Below are 21262 nucleotides of genomic sequence, written 5' to 3' on the forward strand. Positions count from 1 at the left end.
GGCGATGGCGGCGTAGCTGCGACACATGCCGTATCGGCCGAAGGATTCGCAGCGAAGTCCATGACGTTGCCGCTGCCGATACTGCCGGGCAACGCGGCGTCGACATGCTTCGTTGAACTGGCGAATCCGGGCGGGTGTCGGGCCGATCGAATGGTACAGTTGCCGCGAACCCGTCACAAGAAGTCACCGCGGTGTGAACAGGTCACACCGCGGTGACCGTGCGCCGCCAGAGAAAGAGAATTCCGTCATGCCGCTTCCGTCCGCCGACGTATCCGTCGAACTCGATCAGCCGTGCCCGATCCGCGATGTGCTCGACCGCATCGGTGACCAGTGGAGCCTGCTCGTGCTCGAAGCGCTGGCGGGCGGAACGATGCGCTTCAACGAACTCGGCCGCGCGATCGGCGACGTGTCGAACCAGATGCTGTCGCGCACGCTGAAGCGGCTGGAGCAGGACGGTTTCGTCAGTCGTGCGCTGTTCGCCGAAGTGCCGCCGCGCGTCGAATATGCGTTGACCGACCTCGGGCGTTCGTTCCTGACGCCGATGCAGGCGATGATCCAGTGGGCCGACGAGCATCATCGCGCGATCTGCGCGGCGCGCCGTCGTGCACGCGAACTGGAGGGGGCGGGCGCTGAATAGGGTGCGCACGCCGTGTTCGGCCGTTGAAGGTGTGCTGGCGTCGAGTGCGATGGCGTGACGCATGGCCGGATGCATTCGCATCGCCATGCGTGATTTCGTTATCCGAAGGGTATCGGCAGGATGAACGGTGCGGGCGACGTGTTGACCGGCCCCGCCGGCCACGTGTCGTGATGCCGTCGTGCGTATGGCGCCGGCTCGAGCACGTTGCCCGGCTCCGGATCTTCACCGGCCGGAGCCGGGCCGCCGCTTACCGCCACGAACCGTCGACATAGACCCAGACGGGCCCCTGGCGGCGCCAGTAGCCGGGCACCCAGCGGCGCCCGGGGCGCCGTGCGACCCAGCGACCGGACACCCATATATAGCGGCCGCGCTGCCAGCGCCAGTAGCCGTCCGTCCATATATAGCCGTGCTGCCGGGGAGGCGGCGGGCGGCGGTCGTGCCGTGCCGCCGGCGGCGCGAAGCCCGGGCGAGCGTCGTAGGGCGGGCCGCCGGGCACGCGGTTCGGGCCGGACGGCCGGTACACGGGCGGTGCGGGCTGGGCCGAGGCGGCACGCAGCCAGCCGGTGCCGACGAAGGCGGCGGTCAATCCGATGGCGCGCAGCAACGAGCGTCGATTCATGGCGTGTCCTGTTGAGGTGTCGAGGCTGCCTTACATTAGCCTGCCGGTCTGCTTGCCGGGTTACGCGGGCCGTTAAGGCTGTTACCGCGTGTCACGGCGGGCGCAAGCCACCTTTCCCTTGCCGTCGGCTGACAGGGATCGCGCACGGGGCGTCCTCCGGATCCTGTTTTCTGGCCGGCGAGGACGTTTTAGGCGCGAGGCGCCTAATATTTGAGATCAAATCGGGTAAAAATTGCCGATTTGAGGTGCTGAACCCGATCCGCTTGTTGTTTCTATGCAACCGTCAAGACGATGACATGAAAGAATGGTGCGATGGAGACCTCCAAAAAGCCCTCGTCAAGAAGTCAAAAACAATCGTTAAAACAAATACTTATGACGCGGCCCCACTTTCATTATTTCTAGTTCTGGAAAAGCTTATTTCTTTATTTGCGGATCGCTCCCCTAGGGTACACCCCTAAACTCACGGTTCCCAAACGGGCAACTATCCGGGCGTGGCCAGCAGGACCGATGGCACTCCCGGGCGGTTGAAGACCGTTTATGAACAAGGTCGCGAGACCTGCCTCTTTTTATAGAAGGGAGCTCCACGAATGAACAAGACTCTGATCGTTGCAGCCGCTGCAGCATCGTTCGCAACCGTCGCTCACGCGCAAAGCAGCGTCACGCTGTACGGCGTGCTGGACGCAGGCATCACCTACCAAAGCAACGTCGGCGGCAAGTCGCTGTGGTCGATGGGCTCGGGTATCGACCAAAGCCGTTTCGGTCTGCGTGGTTCGGAAGACCTCGGTGGCGGCCTGAAGGCAATCTTCACGTTGGAAAGCGGCTTCGGTATCGGTAACGGCAAGCTGGGCAACAACGGCGGCATGTTCAACCGCCAGGCTTTCGTTGGCCTGTCGAGCCAGTACGGCACGGTTACGCTGGGTAAGCAGTACGACGCAACGCAAGACTACCTCGCGCCGCTGACGGCAACGGGCTCGTGGGGCGGCACGTACTTCGCGCACCCGCTCAACAACGACCGTCTGAGCACGAACGGCGACGTCGCACTGAACAACTCGATCAAGTACACGAGCGCTAACTACGCTGGCCTGCAATTCGGCGGTACGTACTCGTTCTCGAACAACCAGAACTTCGGCAACAACCGTGCATACAGCGCGGGTGCGTCGTACCAGTTCCAAGGCCTGAAGCTGGGTGCAGCTTACTCGCAAGCGAACCTGGGTGACGGTACCAACGCAAGCGGCGCGTCGTCGATCGCTGGCCAAGGCCGCGTCCGTACGTACGGTGCTGCTGCTGGTTACGCATTCGGCCCGGCACAAGTCGGCGCTGCATGGACGCAATCGCGTATCGACAACCAGGCTAACGGTGTTGGCACGCTGCGCGCTGACAACTACGAAGTCAACGCAAAGTACAACCTGACGCCGGCTCTCGGCCTGGGTGCTGCTTACACGTACACGAACGCGAAGGTCAACAACGGCAGCTCGCACTGGAACCAGTTCGGCGTGCAAGCTGACTACGCTCTGTCGAAGCGCACCGACGTCTACGCACAAGCTGTGTACCAGCGTGGCGCGAAGGGCAACAACCTCGTCGGCACGGGCATCTACAACGGCGACAACACGACGGCATCGAGCACGTCGATCAACCAAACCGCAGCAACGGTTGGTCTGCGTCACCGCTTCTAAGCGTGACGGGCGGGGTAACCCGCTTCGCAGTATCGAAAAGGCGCCTTCGGGCGCCTTTTTTTCGTCCGTGGAATGCGATGCCGATGAGCCGGATCGTCCGGACGCAAAAAAGCGAGGCGCAAGCCTCGCTTTTTTCGCTTCTGCGCCCGTCTCGGCGCGGAGTCTTGCGGCCGATACGCTCAGCGCGTGTATTCGCCGTTGGCTTCCGGCTGGAACACGATCGCAGCGACCTTCATCAGCTTTTCGGCGCCGCTCGGCTGCGTCACCTTGACCAGCTGGCCGCGTTGCGTGCCCAGCAGCGCCATGCCGACGGGCGAGAACACGTTCAGGCGACCGAGTTCGAGATTGGCGGCATCCGGATAAACAATCGTCCAGGTGGCTTGTTCCTGGGTGGCTTCGTCGAGCAGCGTGATCTGCGAGTTCATCGTGACGACGTTCGCCTTGATGGCGTCGGGCTGGACGATATCGGCGCGTTCGAGCAGCGTATCCAGCATCGTCTGGAAGCGCGGGTTGTGTTCGGCGTGCTTTTCGAGGCGAGCGACGTCGAGTTCGGTCAGCTGGTAAAGGCGTTGTTTCATGGCAGTTCTCCAAATGATCGGCAGGGGCAGGCGTGGCGTGCCTATGAGGATCGCCCGGAGCCTGTCTGACTGGCTCCGGGTGGAGACCGAGCGGTCAGATCAGGCGCCGGGCAGGGGCGAGCGGCGCCTGGGCCGTGCGTCGAGCGAGGGGGTGCGCCGGATGGCCGGCGTGCGCGCGCACGCCGGCCGGGCCGGACGGCGAAACCGAAAGGGGCGTGAGCGCGTGCATGGTGGATGGAATATCGGCTGGCGAATAAAACCTTACGATTCTACAACACAACCTTCGGAATATGTGATCCGGCTGTTGGCGTTTCGTCAGCGATTGTTGTGCGGATGAAGTAAGTGACAGCGACCCTGTCCGGAAACAGTGGGCGATATTTGCCAAAATTGCAACGCTGTATGTTCAAACTAAGGGTTTCCCCTTGGAGTGACGCGAACTACACTGGACTCAATCGCTTCAGACAGTCCTGCCGAGGCGACGTCAAAAGAGAACATATTCCGGAGGTAAATCATGAAGTCGATCATCTACGCAGCCATCGCCGCATCCGTCCTTGCCGCTCCGATCGCGTCGTTCGCACAGTCCGAACAGGGGCTGACCCGCGACCAGGTCAAGGCTGAGCTCGTGCAGCTCGAACAGAACGGCTACAAGCCGCTGGCAAGCGATTCGCAGTACCCGAACAACATCCAGGCTGCGGAGCAGCGGATCCAGCCGAACCAGCCGATGCTCGCGCAGGCCGATACGAGCGGCTACGGTGCCGTGGCGACGGGCGCCGCACAAGCGGGCCGCCGCATGACGCGGGAAGCACCGAATCCCGTGAACTCGGTCTACTTCGGTAACTGATCGAACGTCCCGGGTCTGCCCGAGCGCACCGCTGAATCGACGAGACGCGCGCCATTCGCGCGCGTCGTTCGCCCGCAGGAGCAGAACCTCCGTCGCCGCATGCCGGCGGCTTTCCGCCCAGACGCTGATGCGTTTGGGCCTTTTTTGCTGGGGCGAATCAGGCGGACGTGACCGGCGTGCCGTGGATATAGTGTTCGAGCTGGCTGATCGTGAACTGCTGATCGGCAATCACGCTCTTCACGAGGTCGCCGATCGAGATGAGGCCGACCAGCTTGCCGTCGTCGAGGACGGGCAGGTGGCGCATCCGGTGCTCGGTCATCAGGGCCATGCACTCGTCGGTCGATTGCGACGGTTCGACGTAGCGCACTTTCGACGTCATGATGTCCTCGACGCGCGTGGCTTTCGACGAGCGGTCCAGCAGAACGACCTTGCGCGCGTAGTCGCGCTCGGTGACGATGCCCGCGATGTCGTCGCCGTCGACGACCAGCAGTGCGCCGATCCCCTTTTCCGCCATCAGCTTGATGGCGTCGTAGACGAGATCGGCTTTCGTGACGGTGTAGATGGTGCGGCCCGAATCCGGCTTGGCCTTGAGAATCTGCGCGACAGTCGTGCTCATTCGCTTTCTCCGTGTGCAGGTCGATGCAGGGAAGGCAGGCGTGATGCGCGTCACCCGTGAGCCCAGTATAGCCGGGCGGGCGGCGGCAGTCGCGTGACGTTTCCAGATTAGCGGTAAACTCCCGTCACGCACCATCCACACAACTCCTACATTCCTGAACGTTTCGATTGAATTCATGATGTCTTCGCGTCCCCAATCGCCCACGCCGGGCAATGGCCAGGCCGACGAGTGCGTGACGCTCGTTGCCACCGCGTCACTGCCTACGCGCTACGGTACGTTCACGTCATACGCGTTCCGCGTATCGGGCAGCGATGCCGAACATCTCGCGCTCGTCATGGGCGACGTGACCGGCGAGCAGTCCGTGCTGACGCGGCTGCATTCCGAATGCCTGACCGGCGACGTGTTCGGCTCGTATCGCTGCGATTGCGGCGAGCAGCTCGATCTCGCATTGCGCTACATCGCGGCCGAAGATCGCGGCGTGCTGCTGTATCTGCGCGGCCATGAAGGCCGCGGGATCGGCCTGAGCAACAAGATCCGCGCCTATGCGCTGCAGGAGCAGGGGCGCGACACCGTCGAAGCGAACCTCGATCTCGGCCTGCCCGACGACGCCCGCGAATACGACTCGGCCGCTGCGATTCTTCGCATCCTCGGCGTGACGTCGGTGCGGCTGATGAGCAACAACCCGAAGAAGTTCGACACGCTCGTGAAGCACGGCATTCCCGTCTGCGAGCGCGTGGCGCTTGCGGTGCCGGTGCGTGAGGAAAACGAGCGTTATATCCGCACGAAGCAGACGAAGTTCGGGCATTACTTCGAGGAAAACGAGTAACGGAAACAAGGGGCTCTGCGGAGCCCCTTGTTGCATCCGGGTCATGTGCGTCGAAGCTTTCGCCGGTAGTAAGGAAGTGTAAGATATCGGGGCGTCTGAGAGGCCGCATCAGAACAAACCGAACCGGAGAACAGAATAATGACGAGGGCCCTGGCTGTGGCCATTCTGGCTTTTGCTGGACTGGCGGCGTGTGGTGGCGATGGTGACGGCGGTGGAGGCAGTAGCAGCAGTGGCGGCAGTGGCGGCACCAAGCCGATCACAAAGACGATGACGATCTCGATTTACGGCCCGCCAATCGTATCGAGTTCAGCGAGCACTGCCGCACCGGGTGTGGCAGCGGATACGCAGGCAACGGTCCAGGCGCTGCAAGCTGCGTTGGCAGCCCAGGGCGTGGCGGCGACGGTGACTCCGCAGGTAATGACCGGAACGTCTTTACACACGCTTGTCACGGTCGGGAGCAACGGCCAGCCGCCGACGGCGGATCAATTCAAGACAGACCCGAGCAGCTATGTCCTCGCTAATTTTCAACTCGACGACATGGTGACGCCATGGATGGATCTTGCGCAGAAGGCGGCCGCCGAGCAGTTCAAGCAGGATCTGGAGGTGTTCATTCAGCGAATGCAGGCGGCCGGCAAGCAAGTTGGGATAGTGACGCCGATCGCGACTTGCGACTATCCCCGTGGATCGAGCAGCTACTCGGTAAGGAACAGAAATTACACGGCCGTGGATGCGCTCACGTCGATGAACGCCCAGGCAGTCGACGAGAAAGGGGGGAAAGTCGTTGGCGCACTCTCGTATCAAATTGTTTGGGTGCAGGATCCAGCTGCGGATTTTTATGAGTTTGTGAACACGTCGACACAGGGTCACATGGGGGCGGACTGCAGAACGCCCGATGCCTATCTGCGCAATCTGCAGATCCAGTCGATCGCGCAAACTGTCGCAACGTTCTAGAAAGATGCAGGCACTGCCCATTCGGCCGGCAATATGTCGCCAACCTCGGCGACGATCGCGATTTCCCGTTGATCCGTTGCACCTTCGGGGGCGTTATGTCATCGCTGCTGGGTCGTTACTCACGCGATTTGCTTACCCGTGACCACGCCGTCGAAGATCGAAACCGAACGTCTTACGCTGCGTCGCTGGCAGCTGGCGGACGCGGCAGCGCTGTCGGAAATGCATGCGGATCCGGACGTGACCGCGTGGCTTGCGCGCGGCCCGATGCCGGTCGACGAGGCGAGCGGGGTGCTCACGCGCTTCGACGCTCACTTCGATGCCCACGGTTTCGGTGTCTGGGCGGTCGAGCGCCGCGCCGACGCGACGCTGATCGGCCTGTGTGGCCTGTCACGCGAAGCACGCGCAACGCATCCGATGGCACCGTGCGTCGAGATCATGTGGCGGCAGGCGCGCCACGCGTGGGGGCAAGGCTACGTTGCCGAAGCGGCCGCCGCCGCATTGGCCGACGGGTTCGGCCGGATCGGGCTCGACGCGATCCATGGGTGGACGGCTGACACCAACCTGCGATCGCAACGGGTGATGCAGCGGCTCGGCATGCTGCGCCAGCCCGGACGCGATTTCGATCATCCTGCGTTGCCTGAAGGGCACGCGCTGCGACGGCACGTCGTCTATGTCGCCCGCGCCGGAGGCAACCTCGGCGCCTGACGGCTCACGCGGATCCGCCCGTCAACGCCACGTGCCGTTCTGCAGCACGACCCGGTAGCCGTCGGCATCCTCGAAGGTCTGGCCGGATATCTCCCAAAACGGATTGAACGACGTCACGGGCATGAAGCCGTGTGCGGTCGCGCGCTCGCATGCGGCTTCCCATTCCGGGCGATCCGGCAGGTAGAAGACGATCAGGTCCTCGGGCGTCGGCGACGGCGCAATCGGATGGTCGGGGCAGTGCGTGAACTCGAAGTGATAGTCGAGACCTTCGCGTCCGAGCATCACGCCGGAAAAGCCGTCGTGATCTTCGAAGCGCGCGAGGACCGACAGGTCGAGTGCGTCGCGATACATGCGTTCGGTGCGGGCAAGGTTGCTGACCGGGCGGGCAATGCGCAGATGGGCGTGCAAGGTGGCCTCGAGGGAGCGTGGCAGACCCGCCGATGATATCCGGTCGATCCGGACGGTGGTGTGTCGGAATGCTTGCGCACCGGGTGGCGAAGGCGCGAAAGGGTGCGGCCCCGCAATCCGCGCAGGCAAGAAAAAGCCCGCTGCTTGAGCGGGCTGAATCCATGTTTGGAGACATGGAGGAGACAGGCATAAATTTAAGGGAAAACCCGGACGTTTGCAAGCCCTCGTTGTATCCATGCAACTCAAGGCCGTGCCAACTGCCCCGCGCCGACGCGGGACATTGCCCGATTCACATGCCGCCGGCCCGTGCGTGCGCGGCAAACGCGCCGAACCGCTCCTGCGCCACCGGCAGCGCGTACTTGCTGCGCATCTCCGTCTCGATCCAGGCACAGGCTTCGCGCGCGCAGTCGGTCAGCGCGTGGCGCGTCGCATGCCCGTCGGTGTCGTACACGAAGCGCACACCGACCTCGTCGTCGTCAACCTGTCGTTCGAGCTGATTGAGTTGCAGTTGCGGCCCGTGCTGTTGCGACAGCGCGCGCAGTTCGTCGAAGTGATATTCGAGCCAGTCCGCGAAGAAGAGTGCGTCGCTGTGGCACGGGAGACGGAAAGCCGCGCTGCGCGACGGGCGCAATCCGGTGTCGCCGGCCGCCGCATGCGGTTCGCCGTCGGCGGCGGCGGGCAAGTCGACCGGGGCGAGCGGATGCCGAATGTGCCGGTACGGCTCGCGATCGCGCAGCGCATGCCACAGCAATTCGTCGCCGGCTGCGCCGGACGGCTGCATCGTCAGGTCGTGCCGACCGTGGTCGGCCGGGGCGATGTCGCGAATCACGAGGCGCAACGAGCAGAGCGGCTCGTCCGCGACCAGCAGCGTTGCCGGGCGCGGCAGCCCGCAGACGAGCGGCGCGGCACCGGCGGCACGAAACACCAGCCCGCGGCGGTCGAGCCGCACGAGCGGCAGCGGCCTGGGAAACGACGGATAGGCGACCGCGATGCGGGCGCCGCCGGCGCTCGTCAACCCGGGCATCATCGCGCGAAAGACCTGAGACTGGTCCACGTTGGTTCTCCTTCGTTACGATGCCGCCCGGATGGAACGTGCGTCCCGGCTCAGGCGGCGATAGCTTGCCGGGCGACCTGCCCCGGCTCGATTCCTAGTGCAGCAAACGTTTGCGGATCGAGGTCGATCCAGCACGCGACCACCAGACGACCGTCCACCTGCTTCGGCGGGCCCGCACGGTGCGCGTGAATGCCGATCCGGCGGAACAGCCGCTCCATGCTCGCGAACGTCACGCCGATCAACTGCCGTGCGCCGAGCTGCGCCGCGCATTCGACGACGGCCGCGAGCATCGGGCGCACGGCCCACTCGGCATTGCCCGGCCCGCCGTCGTCGTCGGTCGCCGCGAACCTGGACAGCTCCCAGACGGCGGCCGACTGCGGCAGCGGCATGTCTTTGGCGATCAGGTCGGCAAACAGCGAATTCAGCAGGTACGGGCGCGTCGTGGGCAGCAGGCGCGCACATCCGCACATGTCGCCTTCGGCATTTCGCGCGAACACGTAGACGGTATCGTCGCGATCGAACTGGTCGCGCTCGAAACGCTCGTTCGCCGACGGGAGCGCCCAACCGAGCTGTTCGACGAACACACGGCGCCGATAGCGCCCGAGATCCGCTGCAAGTTCGTGTGGCAACCGTCCTTCATCGTGAACGAAGGTCCGCATGGTGTCCTCGGATCTGTGCTTATGTATGCGTGCATTACATCGCGCAGGACGAGGGGGGTGTAACTAGTAACTCTTACAGGTTGGCGGCGCAGCGGCGCCATTTGCGGGGTGGTAACGGTTTCTTGATCGGCGGGATTGAAAACCGGGCCGCTTTTGCTTATAAAGGGCGCCAGTCTTGCAAGATTGTCAGAGGAATGCGCGGCCGGTTGTCACTGGAGCGTCGGACCGGCATGATAGGCGTCGTTGTGACCGAGCAGGGCCGATGCGACCGCGGCGGGCCAGTCGATGCCGGCGAGCCGCGCGGCGAGCGCGGCAGCCGTCCGGAACATGCCGATGTCGGCACCCTTGGCGTCGACGGCCATCACGTTGCTGCGGACGTCGCCGCCCGCGATCACGAACATGCCCGTCGCGCGTTCGAGGTACCAGTCCCAGCCGACCGTCACGTAAGGGGCGCCGGCACGGGCCGCACGGTGCCACTCGGTATAACCGGCGAGGCGTGCGTCGATCGCGTTGTCGCGCAGTTCGGCAAGCAGCGATGCATCGAGGCCGCTTGCGACATGGTCGAGCACAAGCACGGCCAGTGCGCCTTCTGACAGGCGCACGTAGCCGTCCGGGGACGGGCCGGGGACAGGGTGCAGCAAGGGTGAAGTCATGCGCGGAATGTATCAGCCTCGAATGGGTGCTGGCACCTGACAAGTATGACAGCATGACGTTGTCGGAGAAAGAATGGAACTGCGCTGGCAGGATGCCTATCAACAATTCAGCGCCGCGGAAGACGAGCAGCAACTCTTCCAGCGGATCGCCGCCTATTCCAAGCGGCTGGGATTCGAATACTGCTGTTACGGCGTTCGCGTACCGCTGCCTGTTTCGAAGCCGGCGGTCGCCATCTTCAACACCTATCCGGACGGCTGGATGGCGCACTACCAGGCGCAGAACTATATCGAGATCGATTCGACGGTTCGCGACGGCGCGCTCAGCACCAACATGATCGTCTGGCCCGACGTCGACCGGATCGACTCGTGCCCGCTGTGGCAGGATGCGCGCGATTTCGGGTTGTCGGTAGGGGTTGCCCAGTCGAGCTGGGCGGCGCGCGGTGCGTTCGGCCTGCTGAGCATCGCACGTCATGCCGACCGGCTGACGCCGGCCGAGATCAACATGCTGACGCTGCAGACGAACTGGCTCGCGAACCTGTCGCATTCGCTGATGAGCAGCTTCATGGTGCCGAAGCTGTCGCCCGCGGCGGGCGTCACGCTGACCGCGCGCGAGCGCGAGGTGCTGTGCTGGACGGCCGAGGGCAAGACCGCATGTGAAATCGGCCAGATCCTCAGCATCTCGGAGCGGACGGTCAACTTCCACGTGAACAACATCCTCGAGAAGCTCGGCGCGACCAACAAGGTCCAGGCGGTCGTCAAGGCGATCTCGGCGGGGCTCATCGAAACGCCCTGACGACGCCACGCGACGTGGCGGCGCCGGAGGCGACGGCCGCCACGCCGTTCATTCCATCATCGGTTCCGCTTCCTTCGCGGTCCAGCTCACGCTGGAAATGCTTTTCTCCATGCTCATCCGGCTCGCGATCTGCTCGAGTTTCTGCTGATCCTTCGGATGCAGCTTCAGCGTCGCGGTCACCTTCAGCCGGTCCGGCTGGTCGGGCACGTCCTCGCTCGTGAGGCTCTGGAACGACAGCGGCTTCGCATACATCGAGTTCGACAGCAGCGTGCGGATATGCACTTCGTCGGAGGCGAGGCAGATCACGGTGATCTGGTACTCGCGCACGAGATCGGCGTTCGATACGGGCGTCGCGTTGATCGCCTGGCTGACGCTGCGCAGCACGGTATTGGTGAGCAGGACGACGCCCGTGCCGGCGAGCGCAGGCACGTAGTGGCCTGAGCCGGACAGCACGCCGACGGCGGCGGAACACCACAGCGTCGCGGCCGTGTTGATGCCCTGGATCGAGCCCTTGTCGCGCATGATCACGCCGCCGCCGAGAAAGCCGACGCCCGACACGACGTACGCGGCGATCTGCGTGACGCCTGCGACGCCGTTGCCGGTCAGCACGCCGAGCGTGACGAACAGGCACGCGCCGCTTGCCACGAGCGTGATGGTGCGCAGGCCGGCCGTGCGCTGGCGCATCTGCCGCTCGACGCCGATGGCGACGCCGCAGGCGAACGCGGTGAAAAGACGGAGTGCGAAATCGAAAGTCATGGTTGTCCTGCCGTGCAAGAAGCGCATGCCGGCCTGCGTCGCCGCGGCGCAAGGCCGAAGGCGACGCGGCAATAGCCGTCATCGCGCGGTACTTTACCGCGCGAATGCGTCATTCAGTGTGAAACGGGTAGGCGTGCGGCTCGCGGAACGCAAGCCGGGGCAGGAAAACTGCGTCGGACAGGCGTTCAGGCGGCAAGCGGCGCACGCAACGGAGTGCTGCAACTGTCCACGATGGTTCCTGAAGGAAGAATGGGCGGCATTCTAGTGGGCGGCGCGCGCCTGCGTCAACCGCCTTGCGGCGGCTGCGCTATTGCGCCGAGCCGATCGTCCCCGTCGCGAGTGCAAGCGCGGCGGCGGCCGACAGCGCGCCGGCGTAGCTGTCGACCTCCGCGTTCCGGGCGGCAAGCAGCTGGCTCTGCGCGATCGTCGCATCGGTGACCGAACCGACACCGTTGCGGTAGGCGGTGAGCGCAGCGTCGTAGCTCGTCTGCGCGGCATCGACGAGCGCCTTCGCGGCGTCGTGCGACGCAAGGCTCGTCTGCACCGCGTTCTGCGCGGCGACGACCTGGCGCACGGCTTCCTCCTTGGTCCGCGTGAGGCGCGCGGACGCGCTTTCCGCATCGTTGCGCGCCTGCATCAGCACGGCCGAGCGCAATCCGCCGTCGTACAGCGGGATCGTCACGCCGAGGAACACGCCGCCGCCGTAGCGGCTGCCGTTCAGGTTGACGGTCGGCGCCTGGTCGCCGATCGCGGGCAGCGCGGAGATGGCCGTGCCGCCGCTTGCGTACGACGTCGACGCGGACAGGAAGATCTTCGGCATGAACGCGGCTTCCGCCGCCTTGATCTTCGCGCGATTGGCCTTTTCGACCGCGAACGCGCCCTGCAGGTCGGGGCGGCGCGCGATCGCGTCCGACACGATTGCATCGACCGATGAACCGAGCGCGGGCGGCAGCGGCCGTTTCGGCAGCGCGGCGATCGTCGGCTTCGACAGCGGCGAGATGCCGAGCGCGGAGACGAGGGCGAGGTAGCTGTCGCTTTCCGCGCCGTTTGCCTGGACGAGCGCGAGGTTCGCCTGCGCGCGGTTCTGCGTGGCCTGCGCGAGCTCGACGACCGTGCCGACGCCGTGCTTGAGCCGCGCGCGCGATGCCGCGAGGATCGCCTCCGCGTTCGCGAGGCCCTGCTGCGCGCTGACGGCGCGCGAGCGCGCGGCTTCGTAGCGGTAGTACGAGACCGTCACGTCGTGGATCACCTGCTGGTGCACGGCCGTGAATGCGACGTTCGATGCGATCGATGCCTGTTCGGCTGCTTCGACGCGTGCCGCGCGGCCGCCGAAATCGAACAGCAGCCACTGCAGCGACAGTGCCGAGATCGTGCCGTGCACGGTGGTGTTGCTCGACGCATCGCCGAGGATCGTCGACGTCGAACCGTGGCTCGTCTGGTACGCACCCATCGCCGTGGCCGACAGGCGCGGCAGGTAGGCGGACTTGGCGAGACCGACCGCGAGCGCGGCATTGCGTGCGTCGTTCCAGGCGATGCGGGTGAGCGGGTTCGCCGATTCGGCGAGATCGATCAGCTCGGGCAGCGTGTACGGATGCGCGGCATCGAGCGTGGCCGGCGGCGAGACCGACGCGAGCGCCGGCGACGCGGGCAGCGTGTAGTCATGGGCGCCTTGCGCGGACGCACGCGGCGGGCCCGGCACGATGTCGCCCGCGGCCGACGTTTGCGGCTGCCACGGGCGGTCGGACGCCTCCGGCGCCAGATCGATCGACGACGTCGCGCAGCCGGCCAGCGCGACGGCGGTCGCGAGCGCGGCGGCGGCGATCGAGACGGCCGGTGGTTCAGGTACGCGCATGGGGGACAGGCTCCTTCGGTGTGGCTTGACCGGCGGCGTCGGCGATGTGCGCGAGCCGCGTGTCGATCAGGTTCAGCAGCGCGTCGCGCGCGGGGTCGGTGGGCGCGGCGCCCGGCGGCGGGGCCGGTGGCGCGGCGGCGTCCGTGCGGGGCGCGGCTTCGTCGTCGCGCGGTGCGCTCACGCGTGAGAGTTGCGTGCCGATCGCCGCGTCGCCGGGTTTGCGTTCGGCGAGCAGGAACAGCGGACCTTCGATCGCGCCGAGTTCGGCGAGCGCGCGCCGTCGGGTCGCGAGCCACGTCGCGGCCGGTCGCACCCACGACGGTTCGTAATGGACCAGGCCGAGCTCCTGCGCGATCGCGCCGTGGCGCGCGAACGCTTCGGCCGCGAGCGTGCGGCGCTCGGCTGGCTGCGCGATTTGCGCGATGCGTCGCCACTGGTCGAGCAGCGCGGCGAACGCGACGTCGATCTGCTTGCCGATGCTGACGGGCCAGATGCGCGTGAACACGAGATACACGACGACGTTGCCGAGCAGGATGCCGATCGTGCGGTCGCGCGCGATCGTCAGGTCGAAGCCGGGGCCGGCACCCTGGATCACGCACAGGAAAAACGCGAACGCGATCTGGAAGCCTGCATACGCGATGCGCGGCGAGCCGAACGCGATCCACGCGGACAGCCACGCACCGACGAACACCAGCGCCATCAGGTGGCCGACCGACGACAGCGCCGGCACGACGAACACGAGCGCGGCGGTACCGAGCAGCGCGCCGACCAGGCAGCCGAAGATCCGCAGCGTGAGCTTCTCGACCGTCTCGGCCGTCGAGCCGAGCGACACGATGTAGCAGGTGACGACGCAGGTATGAATGCCCGACCAGTCGAGCTGCGAGTACAGCAGGTAGCAGAAGATCGCCGCGGCGGTCGTCTTCAGCGCGTAGCGGATATGGTCGGGATTGGTGCGCGCGTCCGGCAGGAAGAATCCGCCTTTCGGTGCCGGTGCCGGCGGCGCGGCAGGTGCTTCGGGTGCTTCGGGCGTGGCCGCCGGGGCGACAGGCGCCGCGTCGGCCGTCACGCCCGGCTCCGCGAAATGCGTGATCGCGGCCTGGAGATCGGTTGCGGCGACGCGCGCGAGCGGCGGCAATGCGTCGGCGGGCGGCAGTGCGAGCGTCACGTCGACCGGGTAGCCGCCGCGCTCGAGAATGGCGGCCATGTCGTCGAGCGTCGCGGCGATCGGCGTGGAGAACGCGTCGGGCAGCCGCGCGTCCGGTTCGCGATCGGCCAGCGCGACGCCGACCATCAGCGTGGTGCTCGATGCGATGGCCTGCCGCAGCGCCGCGACATCGGCGGCGGTCGACGAGCCTTCGAGCTTCGACAGCTTGAGCCACGTGAGCAACTGCTTGTCGCCTTCGCGCAGGCTCGCGTCGAACGCGGCGTGCGCATCGTCGTCACCGCGCAGTCGTCGCGCGGCGAGCCGCAGCCGTTTCGCGAGTTGCGCGTGCACGAGCTTGCGCGGCGACGGCGCGATCAGCAGGTTGACGACGATCGCCACGCCGACGGGGATCGCGATCGTCAGCCAGATATAGAGCAGCGCGCGGGTGGCGGCTTCGCCGAACGGGGCGAGGCCGAGCTGGTCGAGCCCGAAGCCGACGATCATCGCGAGGATCGCGCCCACGGGGCGCAGCTTGCTGGCGGACGTCAGGTACAGGAGCGCGACCGACAGCACGGCCATGCACGCCACCCGCAGGATCGAATAGTCGATGCTGAAGATCGCGATGCCGAGCACGAGCCCGATCACGATCGTGACGATCAGCAGCAGCGCGGCCGCGAGCACGACGCTCGTCACGCGGTCGGCGCGGATCATGAAGAACACGACGTAGGCGGACAGCGCGGCTTCGGGCGTGCCGTACGCGGCCGCCACGAGCGCGGTCAGCGCGCAGATCAGCGCGACGCGCACGGCGATGGCCATGCGCCCCGGAAACGGCACGAGCAGCCGCAGGACTTCGCGCGGGCCCGGCGCGCGAACGTCAGCGGCAGGCAGTGCCATGCCGGACCTCGACGATCGCGCTGGCGCCGACGCGCACGAGCTTGCCGTCGGGTTCGTCGAGCTTCACGCGCACCGGGAAGCGTTGCGCGACGTGCACCCAGTTCACCGAGTTCTGCACGATCGGGAGCGTGCGCGGCAGGTTGATGCGCGCGCTGTCCGCGATACCGGCGCCGATGCCGACGACCTTGCCCGTCAGCGGGCGGCTGCGATCGATCATCGAATAGACGGTCGCGCAGTCGCCGACTTCGATGCGGCTCAGCGACGTCTCGCGGAAATTGCCGACGGCGAACCATTCGCTCGCGTCGATCAGCGTGAAGATCGACTGGTTCGGCGCGAGGGTTTCGCCGGGGAGCACGCTCAGGCCCGTCACGAGCCCGTTGTGCGGCGCGCGCACGACCGTATCGTCGAGCGCGTGCTGTGCACGGGCGAGTGCGGCTTCGCGTGCATGCAGCGTCGCGATCGCGTCGGCGTCGTCGCCGATCGTCTGCGCTGACGCGCGCTGCTGCTCCTGCGCCTGTGCGAGCGAGACGGACGCATCGCGCTGGCGCACCTTCGCCTGGTCGAACTGCTGCGCGCTGACGTAGCCCTGCGCGGCCAGCGGTGCGAGCCGGTTCACGTCGCGCGTCGCGAGATCGTAGTTCTGCGTCGCGCGCTTGACCTGTTCGGCGGCGACGGCCGCGTTCGAGCGCTCGCCGATCAGCGAACGGTGGCGCGTGTCGAGCGACGCACGCGCGAGTTCGAGATCGGCCTGCGCCTGCGCAACCGTCAACCGGTACGGCACGGGATCGATCACGTACAGCAGGTCGCCCTTCGCGACGCGCTGGTTTTCATGCACCGCGAGCTGCACGATGCGGCCGCCGACCGGCGACGCGACGTGCACGACGTCCGCGTCGATCGATGCGTCGTCGGTGGACGGGTAGGCCGTCGTGCGGTAGTACGCATAGACGAGCGCGGCGATGCCGAGCGCGACGATCGCGAGCGCGATCACGCGGCCTTTCACGGAGGGGCGGGGGAGTCCGGCGGCCTTCATGCGAACGGCCCCGTGCCGGTGAGCCAGACGATCACGGCGACCACGAGCCCGATCGCGGTGCACACGGCGAGCTGGTAGGGCACGGTGGCGGCCCAGCCGGTCGCGACGAATACGCGGTGCGCGACGATCGCGCCGATGACGCCGACGATCGCGCTGACGAGCCAGAGCGGGAAATACGCGCCGAACAGCACGTACGACGGTGCGCCGCGCGATGCGCAGCCTGCGAGCGGCAGGACGGGCACGAGGACGGCGGCGACGCGCAGGGGCGCGCGCGGCGTTGTTTTTCTCATGGTGTGACGAGCTCGACGTTGGGGGTGGAAGCCGGGCGCGGCGCAATGCGGATCGTCGCCGCGACGACGATTCCGGGATACGGAGCCGATAATAAATCAGCGCGATGCGGATCGCCAGCGATCCGGCGCGCGTGCGCGGCACGAGCCGTCGCTCGCCGTGGCGGAGCCGCCGGTCATGCCGGTCGGTCCGGCAATGCGCTTCGGCTGCGACGGCCGGACCGTCGCGATTCTGCCAGCACCCGCTCGCGTAGGGTTGCTAACGGACTGTAAAGGATCGTCAGACGAACGAAGGGTGGCGGGCTTTGCCATGTCGACGCAGTGCAATGGCAGCCTGGGCGGCCGATTGCCGCTCGAATCGACCTGAATCCGGTCAGCCGGGCTGGCCCAGCGCGTCCGCGACGAGCAGGTCGACGAGATCGCGCGCGAAGCGCGGCAGCGCATCGAGATCGGCGACGCAGATCTGCAGCTGACGTTCGGCCCAGTCGTCCTCGAGCGCGACGAGGCGCAGCGCCATCGTCTTCGCGTGACGGCGCGCGGTGCCCTCGGGCAGCACGCCGACGCCGACGTTCGCCTCGATCATCCGGCAGGCCGTCTCGAAGTTGCTGACCTGGATGCGCCAGCGCAGCGTGCGCTGCACGTCGGCGGCCGCGCGCTTCAGGAAATTGTGGATCGCGCTCGCTTCGGCGAGGCCGATGAAGTCGTGGTCGAGCGTCGCGACGAACGGCGTCGAGGCCTGTTCGGCGAGCGGGTGCCCGAGCGCGGTGGCGAGCACGAGGCGGTCGCGCCGGTACGGCATCGCCTGCAGCCCGTCGGTGCGCACGTCTCCGGCGACGATGCCGATGTCGACCACGCCTTCCTGCACCGCGCGCACGATGTCGGGGCTCAGCCGTTCCTGCATGTCGATCGTCACGTCGGGATGCTTGACGAGATAGTGGCGCAGCACGCCCGGCAGGAACTCGCTCATCGCCGTGGTGTTCGCGAACACGCGCACGTGGCCTTTCACGCCCGACGCATATTCCTGCAGGTCGCCGGTCAACTGTTCGAGCTGGCGCAGCACGCGGCGCGCATGCGCGAGCAGCGTCTCGCCCGGCGCGGTCAGCGTGACGCCCTGGCTCGTGCGGCTCAGCAGTTTCACGCCGACCTGCTCCTCGAGGTGCTTGATGCGCGTGCTGGCGGCCGGCACCGACAGGTGCGCGCGTTCGGCGCCGCGCGTCAGGCTGTTCGCCTCCGCGATGTGCGTGAAGAGTTTGAGGTCGACGAGATCGAAGCGCATGGGCGTGGCGGCGGGAGGATGGCCGATTATCGCGCGAAGCCGCACGCCGCTCCAGCTGTGGGCGCGACCGGTCGTCGCGGCCGGGATCTGTGTACCATCGTGTGTAGGGCGCGCCGCGCGGCCCGGGCATCACGGCCCGGTGCGATGCGCGGCGCGGAAGCGGTATCGCAACGAAGGTGAACGTTTCATGCGAAGTTTCTTTGTCCGGTTCATTGCAATCGGCACGCTGTTCCATCTGTACGTCGGGATGCGGATCATTCCCGACGCGTTCGTGTCGCCGGTCGCGCGCACGATCGCGGCGCTCGTGCTGGCGAGTTTCGTCGTGCTGATCCCGGTCGGCATGTTCTCGCGCCGCTTCGACGAAGGCTGGGCCGCGACGCTGGTCGGCTGGGTTGGCGCGCTCGTGATGGGTTTCTTCTCGTCGCTGCTGGTGCTGACGCTCCTGCGCGAATTCGTGCTGCTCGGCGTATTCGCGTGGCGCCTTCTCGGGCACGACGGCGCATGGCGCGGCGCGGCGCCCGATACGGCGCTCGGCGTGCTGGCGGCCGCGGTGCTCGTCACCGCGATCGGGTTCGTCGGCGCGCGGCGCACGGCGGCGGTCAAGCGCGTGTCGATTCCCGTTGCGGGGCTGCCTGCCGCGCTCGACGGGCTGACGATCGTGCAACTGTCCGACATCCATGTCGGGCCGACGATCAAGCGGCCGTACATCGAACGGATCGTGCGCGCGGTCAATGCGCTCGAAGCCGACCTGGTGGTGGTGACGGGCGATGTGGTGGACGGTTCGGTCAAGCGGTTGCGCGACCATACGGCGCCGCTCGGCCGGATGCGGTCGCGGCACGGCAGCTTCCTCGTGACGGGCAACCACGAGTACTACGCGGGCGCTCATGCATGGATCGACGAATTCCGCCGCATCGGGCTGACGGTGCTGCTGAACGAACACGTGCTGATCGAGCACGACGGCGCACGCGCGGTGCTCGCGGGCGTGACCGATTTCACGGCGGGCGGGTTCGATCCCGCGCATCGCAGCGACCCCGCGCAGGCGCTGGCGGGTGCGCCGCGCGACGTCGGCACGAAGATCCTGCTCGCGCACCAGCCGCGCAGCGCGGAAGCGGCGAACCGCGCGGGCTTCACCGTGCAGCTGTCGGGCCATACGCACGGCGGCCAGTTCCTGCCGTGGCCACCGCTCGTGCGGCTGCAGCAGCCGGTGATCGGCGGGCTGAACCGGTTCGGCGACATGTGGCTCTATACGAGCCGCGGCACCGGATACTGGGGGCCGCCGAACCGCTTCGGCGTGCCGTCCGAAATCACGCTGATCCGGTTGACGCGCGGCTAGCCCGCGGCCACGCGGCCGTCGTTACTCGATGCGCGCGATATCGTCGAAATCGAAGCGCGGGCTGCGCGGGAACAGGCCGGCCGGATCGCCGTAGCCGAGATTCACGAGGAAGTTGCTCTTGATCGCGGTGCCCGCGAAGAATTCGGCATCGACCTTCGCGCCGTCGAAGCCCGACATCGGGCCCGCATCGAGGCCGAGCGCACGCGCGGCCAGGATCAGGTACGCGCCTTGCAACGACGCGTTGCGGAAGGTCGTGGCGTCGATCAGCGCATTGTTGCCGGCGAACCAGCTGCGTGCGTCGGCGTGCGGGAACAGGCGCGGCAGGTGCTCGTAGAACGCGTAATCCATCCCGACGATCACGGTGACGGGTGCGGCCATCGTCTTTGCGAGGTTGCCCTCGGACAGCGCGGGCTTCAGGCGCGCCTTCGCTTCGGGCGACTTGACGAACACGAAGCGCGCGGGGCTCGAGTTTGCCGACGTCGGGCCGAATTTCGTCAGGTCGATCAGGCGGTGCAGCAGCGCGTCGTCGACGGGTTTGTCCTGCCACGCGTTGTGCGTGCGAGCGGACAGGAACAGCTGGTCGAGGGCGGAATCGGAGAGCGTCGTCATGATGGGATCCGGGAAGAAAGCGGCCGGGTCGCGCCGGCCGGCATGGCGGGAGAAAGCGACACCCCTCGGCGGGGCGTGTCGCGACACGCCGCGATGATAGCGTGATGTGCCAACGAGCAGCGCGGCGCGGTGCGCGGCGGTTTCCTTTCACCGGTGAATGACAGCGCATGGCGGTGCGCGGCGCCGTTGGCTAGTATGCAGACATGCATCGTTCGCTCCCTTCCTCGCCCGTTCCTTCCGACATGTCGACGCCCGATCTCTTCGCCGATACCCCCGCGCCCGATGTGGACTGGCACCCGGACTGGCTTGCGCTACCCGACGCCGATCGTGCGCTTGCCGCGCTGATCGACGAGGTCGCGTGGCGGCAGGACACGATCCGCACGCCGCGCGGGCGCATTCCGCTGCCGAGGCTCACCGCATGGCAGGGCGAGCCGGATGCCGTGTACGTGTACTCGGGGATCCGCAATGTACCGGCGCCCTGGACGCCGGCCGTGCTCGGCCTGAAGCAGGCGGTCGAGGCGACGTGCGGCGCGCGTTTCAACAGCGTGCTGCTCAATCGCTACCGCAACGGGCTGGACAGCCTGGGCTGGCACGCGGACAACGAGCCGGAACTCGGTGTGGAGCCGGTGATCGCGTCGGTGAGCCTCGGCGCGATGCGCGTGTTCGACCTGCGCCATCGCACGACCGGCGTCACGCACGCGTACCGCCTCGTGCACGGCAGTCTGCTCGTGATGCGCGGGCGCACGCAGGCGGAATGGCAGCACCGCGTGCCGAAGGCGCCGGGCGTGCAGGGCGAGCGGGTCAACCTGACCTTCCGGCGCGTGATGGCGGTGCCCGGATAGATCGCTCCCCGTTTTTGCGATCCACGAAAGGCGGATGCAAGCAATCGGCCGCGTGTGCGGCACGTTGCCGCATGAATGCGATTCCGTGCCGCCCGGGATCGCCCGGAGGCCCGTCCCGTATGGGTTTCAGGTAAATTTCATCGACCGCCCGGTTCCGATAGATGAGTGAAACCTCTGATGGTGCGTCGCAACAATAATTGACTAGACTGTCGAATGGCAGAAGCGC

Annotated in this window: 23 protein-coding genes; 9 read left to right on the top strand and 14 right to left on the bottom strand. The window is 66.6% G+C overall.

Annotated elements, in window-relative coordinates:
• Nucleotides 1–247: 247 nt before the first annotated feature.
• Entirely contained in the window at nt 248–637 is a 390-nt protein-coding gene (locus AC5LXK_RS21695) for a winged helix-turn-helix transcriptional regulator (RefSeq protein WP_493393515.1), read from the top strand.
• A gap of 247 nt (nt 638–884) precedes the next feature.
• On the opposite strand, the gene AC5LXK_RS21700 is transcribed toward AC5LXK_RS21695, so the two are convergent.
• Nucleotides 885–1256, bottom strand: coding sequence for a hypothetical protein (locus AC5LXK_RS21700; protein WP_493393516.1), 372 nt, complete (start codon nt 1254–1256; stop codon nt 885–887).
• Nucleotides 1257–1843: 587 nt separating this feature from the next.
• Between AC5LXK_RS21700 and AC5LXK_RS21705 the strand changes: the two genes are divergently transcribed.
• Nucleotides 1844–2929 carry a porin gene (locus AC5LXK_RS21705; protein ID WP_493393517.1) on the top strand — a complete coding sequence of 362 codons (1086 nt, stop codon included), beginning with the start codon at nt 1844–1846 and terminating at the stop codon, nt 2927–2929.
• 179 nt (nt 2930–3108) lie between these two features.
• On the opposite strand, the gene AC5LXK_RS21710 is transcribed toward AC5LXK_RS21705, so the two are convergent.
• Nucleotides 3109–3507 carry a GreA/GreB family elongation factor gene (locus tag AC5LXK_RS21710; protein WP_493393518.1) on the bottom strand — a complete coding sequence of 133 codons (399 nt, stop codon included), beginning with the start codon at nt 3505–3507 and terminating at the stop codon, nt 3109–3111.
• Between the two features lie 511 nt (nt 3508–4018).
• Between AC5LXK_RS21710 and AC5LXK_RS21715 the strand changes: the two genes are divergently transcribed.
• Nucleotides 4019–4348 (top strand): DUF4148 domain-containing protein, encoded by a 330-nt coding sequence (locus AC5LXK_RS21715; protein ID WP_493393519.1) that lies wholly within the window; start codon nt 4019–4021, stop codon nt 4346–4348.
• Between the two features lie 157 nt (nt 4349–4505).
• Here the strand turns inward: AC5LXK_RS21715 and AC5LXK_RS21720 are convergent, their stop codons facing one another.
• Nucleotides 4506–4964, bottom strand: a complete 459-nt coding sequence (locus tag AC5LXK_RS21720; protein ID WP_493393520.1) for a CBS domain-containing protein — start codon at nt 4962–4964, stop codon at nt 4506–4508.
• A 175-nt stretch (nt 4965–5139) separates the two neighbouring features.
• Between AC5LXK_RS21720 and ribA the strand changes: the two genes are divergently transcribed.
• The 3 genes from ribA to AC5LXK_RS21735 all read left to right on the top strand — a co-directional run bounded on the left by ribA (nt 5140) and on the right by AC5LXK_RS21735 (nt 7446).
• Nucleotides 5140–5790 carry a GTP cyclohydrolase II gene (gene ribA, locus AC5LXK_RS21725; protein WP_006480964.1) on the top strand — a complete coding sequence of 217 codons (651 nt, stop codon included), beginning with the start codon at nt 5140–5142 and terminating at the stop codon, nt 5788–5790.
• A gap of 138 nt (nt 5791–5928) precedes the next feature.
• On the top strand, nt 5929–6741 hold the full coding sequence (locus tag AC5LXK_RS21730; RefSeq protein ID WP_493393522.1) for a hypothetical protein: 813 nt from the start codon (nt 5929–5931) through the stop codon (nt 6739–6741).
• 138 nt (nt 6742–6879) lie between these two features.
• Complete coding sequence (locus AC5LXK_RS21735) at nt 6880–7446, top strand: GNAT family N-acetyltransferase (protein WP_493393523.1); 567 nt, start codon at nt 6880–6882, stop codon at nt 7444–7446.
• A gap of 21 nt (nt 7447–7467) precedes the next feature.
• On the opposite strand, the gene AC5LXK_RS21740 is transcribed toward AC5LXK_RS21735, so the two are convergent.
• The 4 genes from AC5LXK_RS21740 to AC5LXK_RS21755 all read right to left on the bottom strand — a co-directional run bounded on the left by AC5LXK_RS21740 (nt 7468) and on the right by AC5LXK_RS21755 (nt 10220).
• The gene (locus AC5LXK_RS21740) at nt 7468–7854 is read right to left on the bottom strand and encodes a VOC family protein (protein WP_493393524.1); all 387 of its coding nucleotides are present in this window, start codon (nt 7852–7854) and stop codon (nt 7468–7470) included.
• A gap of 289 nt (nt 7855–8143) precedes the next feature.
• Nucleotides 8144–8908 carry a hypothetical protein gene (locus tag AC5LXK_RS21745; protein ID WP_493393525.1) on the bottom strand — a complete coding sequence of 255 codons (765 nt, stop codon included), beginning with the start codon at nt 8906–8908 and terminating at the stop codon, nt 8144–8146.
• A gap of 50 nt (nt 8909–8958) precedes the next feature.
• Complete coding sequence (locus AC5LXK_RS21750; protein WP_493393526.1) at nt 8959–9567, bottom strand: acyl-homoserine-lactone synthase; 609 nt, start codon at nt 9565–9567, stop codon at nt 8959–8961.
• A 209-nt stretch (nt 9568–9776) separates the two neighbouring features.
• Nucleotides 9777–10220: a DUF4902 domain-containing protein gene (locus AC5LXK_RS21755; protein WP_493393527.1), complete on the bottom strand. Its 444-nt coding sequence runs from the start codon at nt 10218–10220 to the stop codon at nt 9777–9779.
• A 73-nt stretch (nt 10221–10293) separates the two neighbouring features.
• Between AC5LXK_RS21755 and AC5LXK_RS21760 the strand changes: the two genes are divergently transcribed.
• Nucleotides 10294–11013 carry an autoinducer binding domain-containing protein gene (locus tag AC5LXK_RS21760; protein ID WP_493393528.1) on the top strand — a complete coding sequence of 240 codons (720 nt, stop codon included), beginning with the start codon at nt 10294–10296 and terminating at the stop codon, nt 11011–11013.
• Nucleotides 11014–11061: 48 nt separating this feature from the next.
• On the opposite strand, the gene AC5LXK_RS21765 is transcribed toward AC5LXK_RS21760, so the two are convergent.
• From AC5LXK_RS21765 to AC5LXK_RS21790, 6 genes are all read right to left on the bottom strand, one after another.
• Entirely contained in the window at nt 11062–11769 is a 708-nt protein-coding gene (locus AC5LXK_RS21765; RefSeq protein ID WP_493393529.1) for an MgtC/SapB family protein, read from the bottom strand.
• A gap of 307 nt (nt 11770–12076) precedes the next feature.
• The gene (locus tag AC5LXK_RS21770) at nt 12077–13621 is read right to left on the bottom strand and encodes a TolC family protein (RefSeq protein ID WP_493393530.1); all 1545 of its coding nucleotides are present in this window, start codon (nt 13619–13621) and stop codon (nt 12077–12079) included.
• Nucleotides 13608–15659, bottom strand: coding sequence for an FUSC family protein (locus AC5LXK_RS21775; RefSeq protein WP_493393531.1), 2052 nt, complete (start codon nt 15657–15659; stop codon nt 13608–13610). The genes AC5LXK_RS21770 and AC5LXK_RS21775 overlap by 14 nt, the downstream gene beginning before the upstream one ends.
• Complete coding sequence (mdtN, locus tag AC5LXK_RS21780) at nt 15640–16689, bottom strand: multidrug transporter subunit MdtN (RefSeq protein ID WP_493393532.1); 1050 nt, start codon at nt 16687–16689, stop codon at nt 15640–15642. The genes AC5LXK_RS21775 and mdtN overlap by 20 nt, the downstream gene beginning before the upstream one ends.
• Complete coding sequence (locus tag AC5LXK_RS21785) at nt 16686–16979, bottom strand: hypothetical protein (RefSeq protein WP_493393534.1); 294 nt, start codon at nt 16977–16979, stop codon at nt 16686–16688. Before AC5LXK_RS21785 ends, mdtN begins: the two co-directional genes overlap by 4 nt.
• Nucleotides 16980–17349: 370 nt before the next feature.
• Complete coding sequence (locus tag AC5LXK_RS21790; RefSeq protein WP_493393535.1) at nt 17350–18252, bottom strand: LysR family transcriptional regulator; 903 nt, start codon at nt 18250–18252, stop codon at nt 17350–17352.
• Between the two features lie 187 nt (nt 18253–18439).
• Here AC5LXK_RS21790 and AC5LXK_RS21795 point away from each other — a divergent pair, with 187 nt between their 5' ends.
• Complete coding sequence (locus AC5LXK_RS21795) at nt 18440–19585, top strand: metallophosphoesterase (protein WP_493393536.1); 1146 nt, start codon at nt 18440–18442, stop codon at nt 19583–19585.
• 21 nt (nt 19586–19606) lie between these two features.
• Here the strand turns inward: AC5LXK_RS21795 and AC5LXK_RS21800 are convergent, their stop codons facing one another.
• On the bottom strand, nt 19607–20194 hold the full coding sequence (locus AC5LXK_RS21800; protein ID WP_493393537.1) for a malonic semialdehyde reductase: 588 nt from the start codon (nt 20192–20194) through the stop codon (nt 19607–19609).
• A gap of 242 nt (nt 20195–20436) precedes the next feature.
• On the opposite strand from AC5LXK_RS21800, the gene AC5LXK_RS21805 reads away from it, so the two are divergent.
• Complete coding sequence (locus AC5LXK_RS21805; protein ID WP_493393538.1) at nt 20437–21036, top strand: alpha-ketoglutarate-dependent dioxygenase AlkB family protein; 600 nt, start codon at nt 20437–20439, stop codon at nt 21034–21036.
• The last annotated feature ends 226 nt before the right edge of the window (nt 21037–21262 follow it).

Source organism: Burkholderia pulmonis (assembly GCF_984667975.1).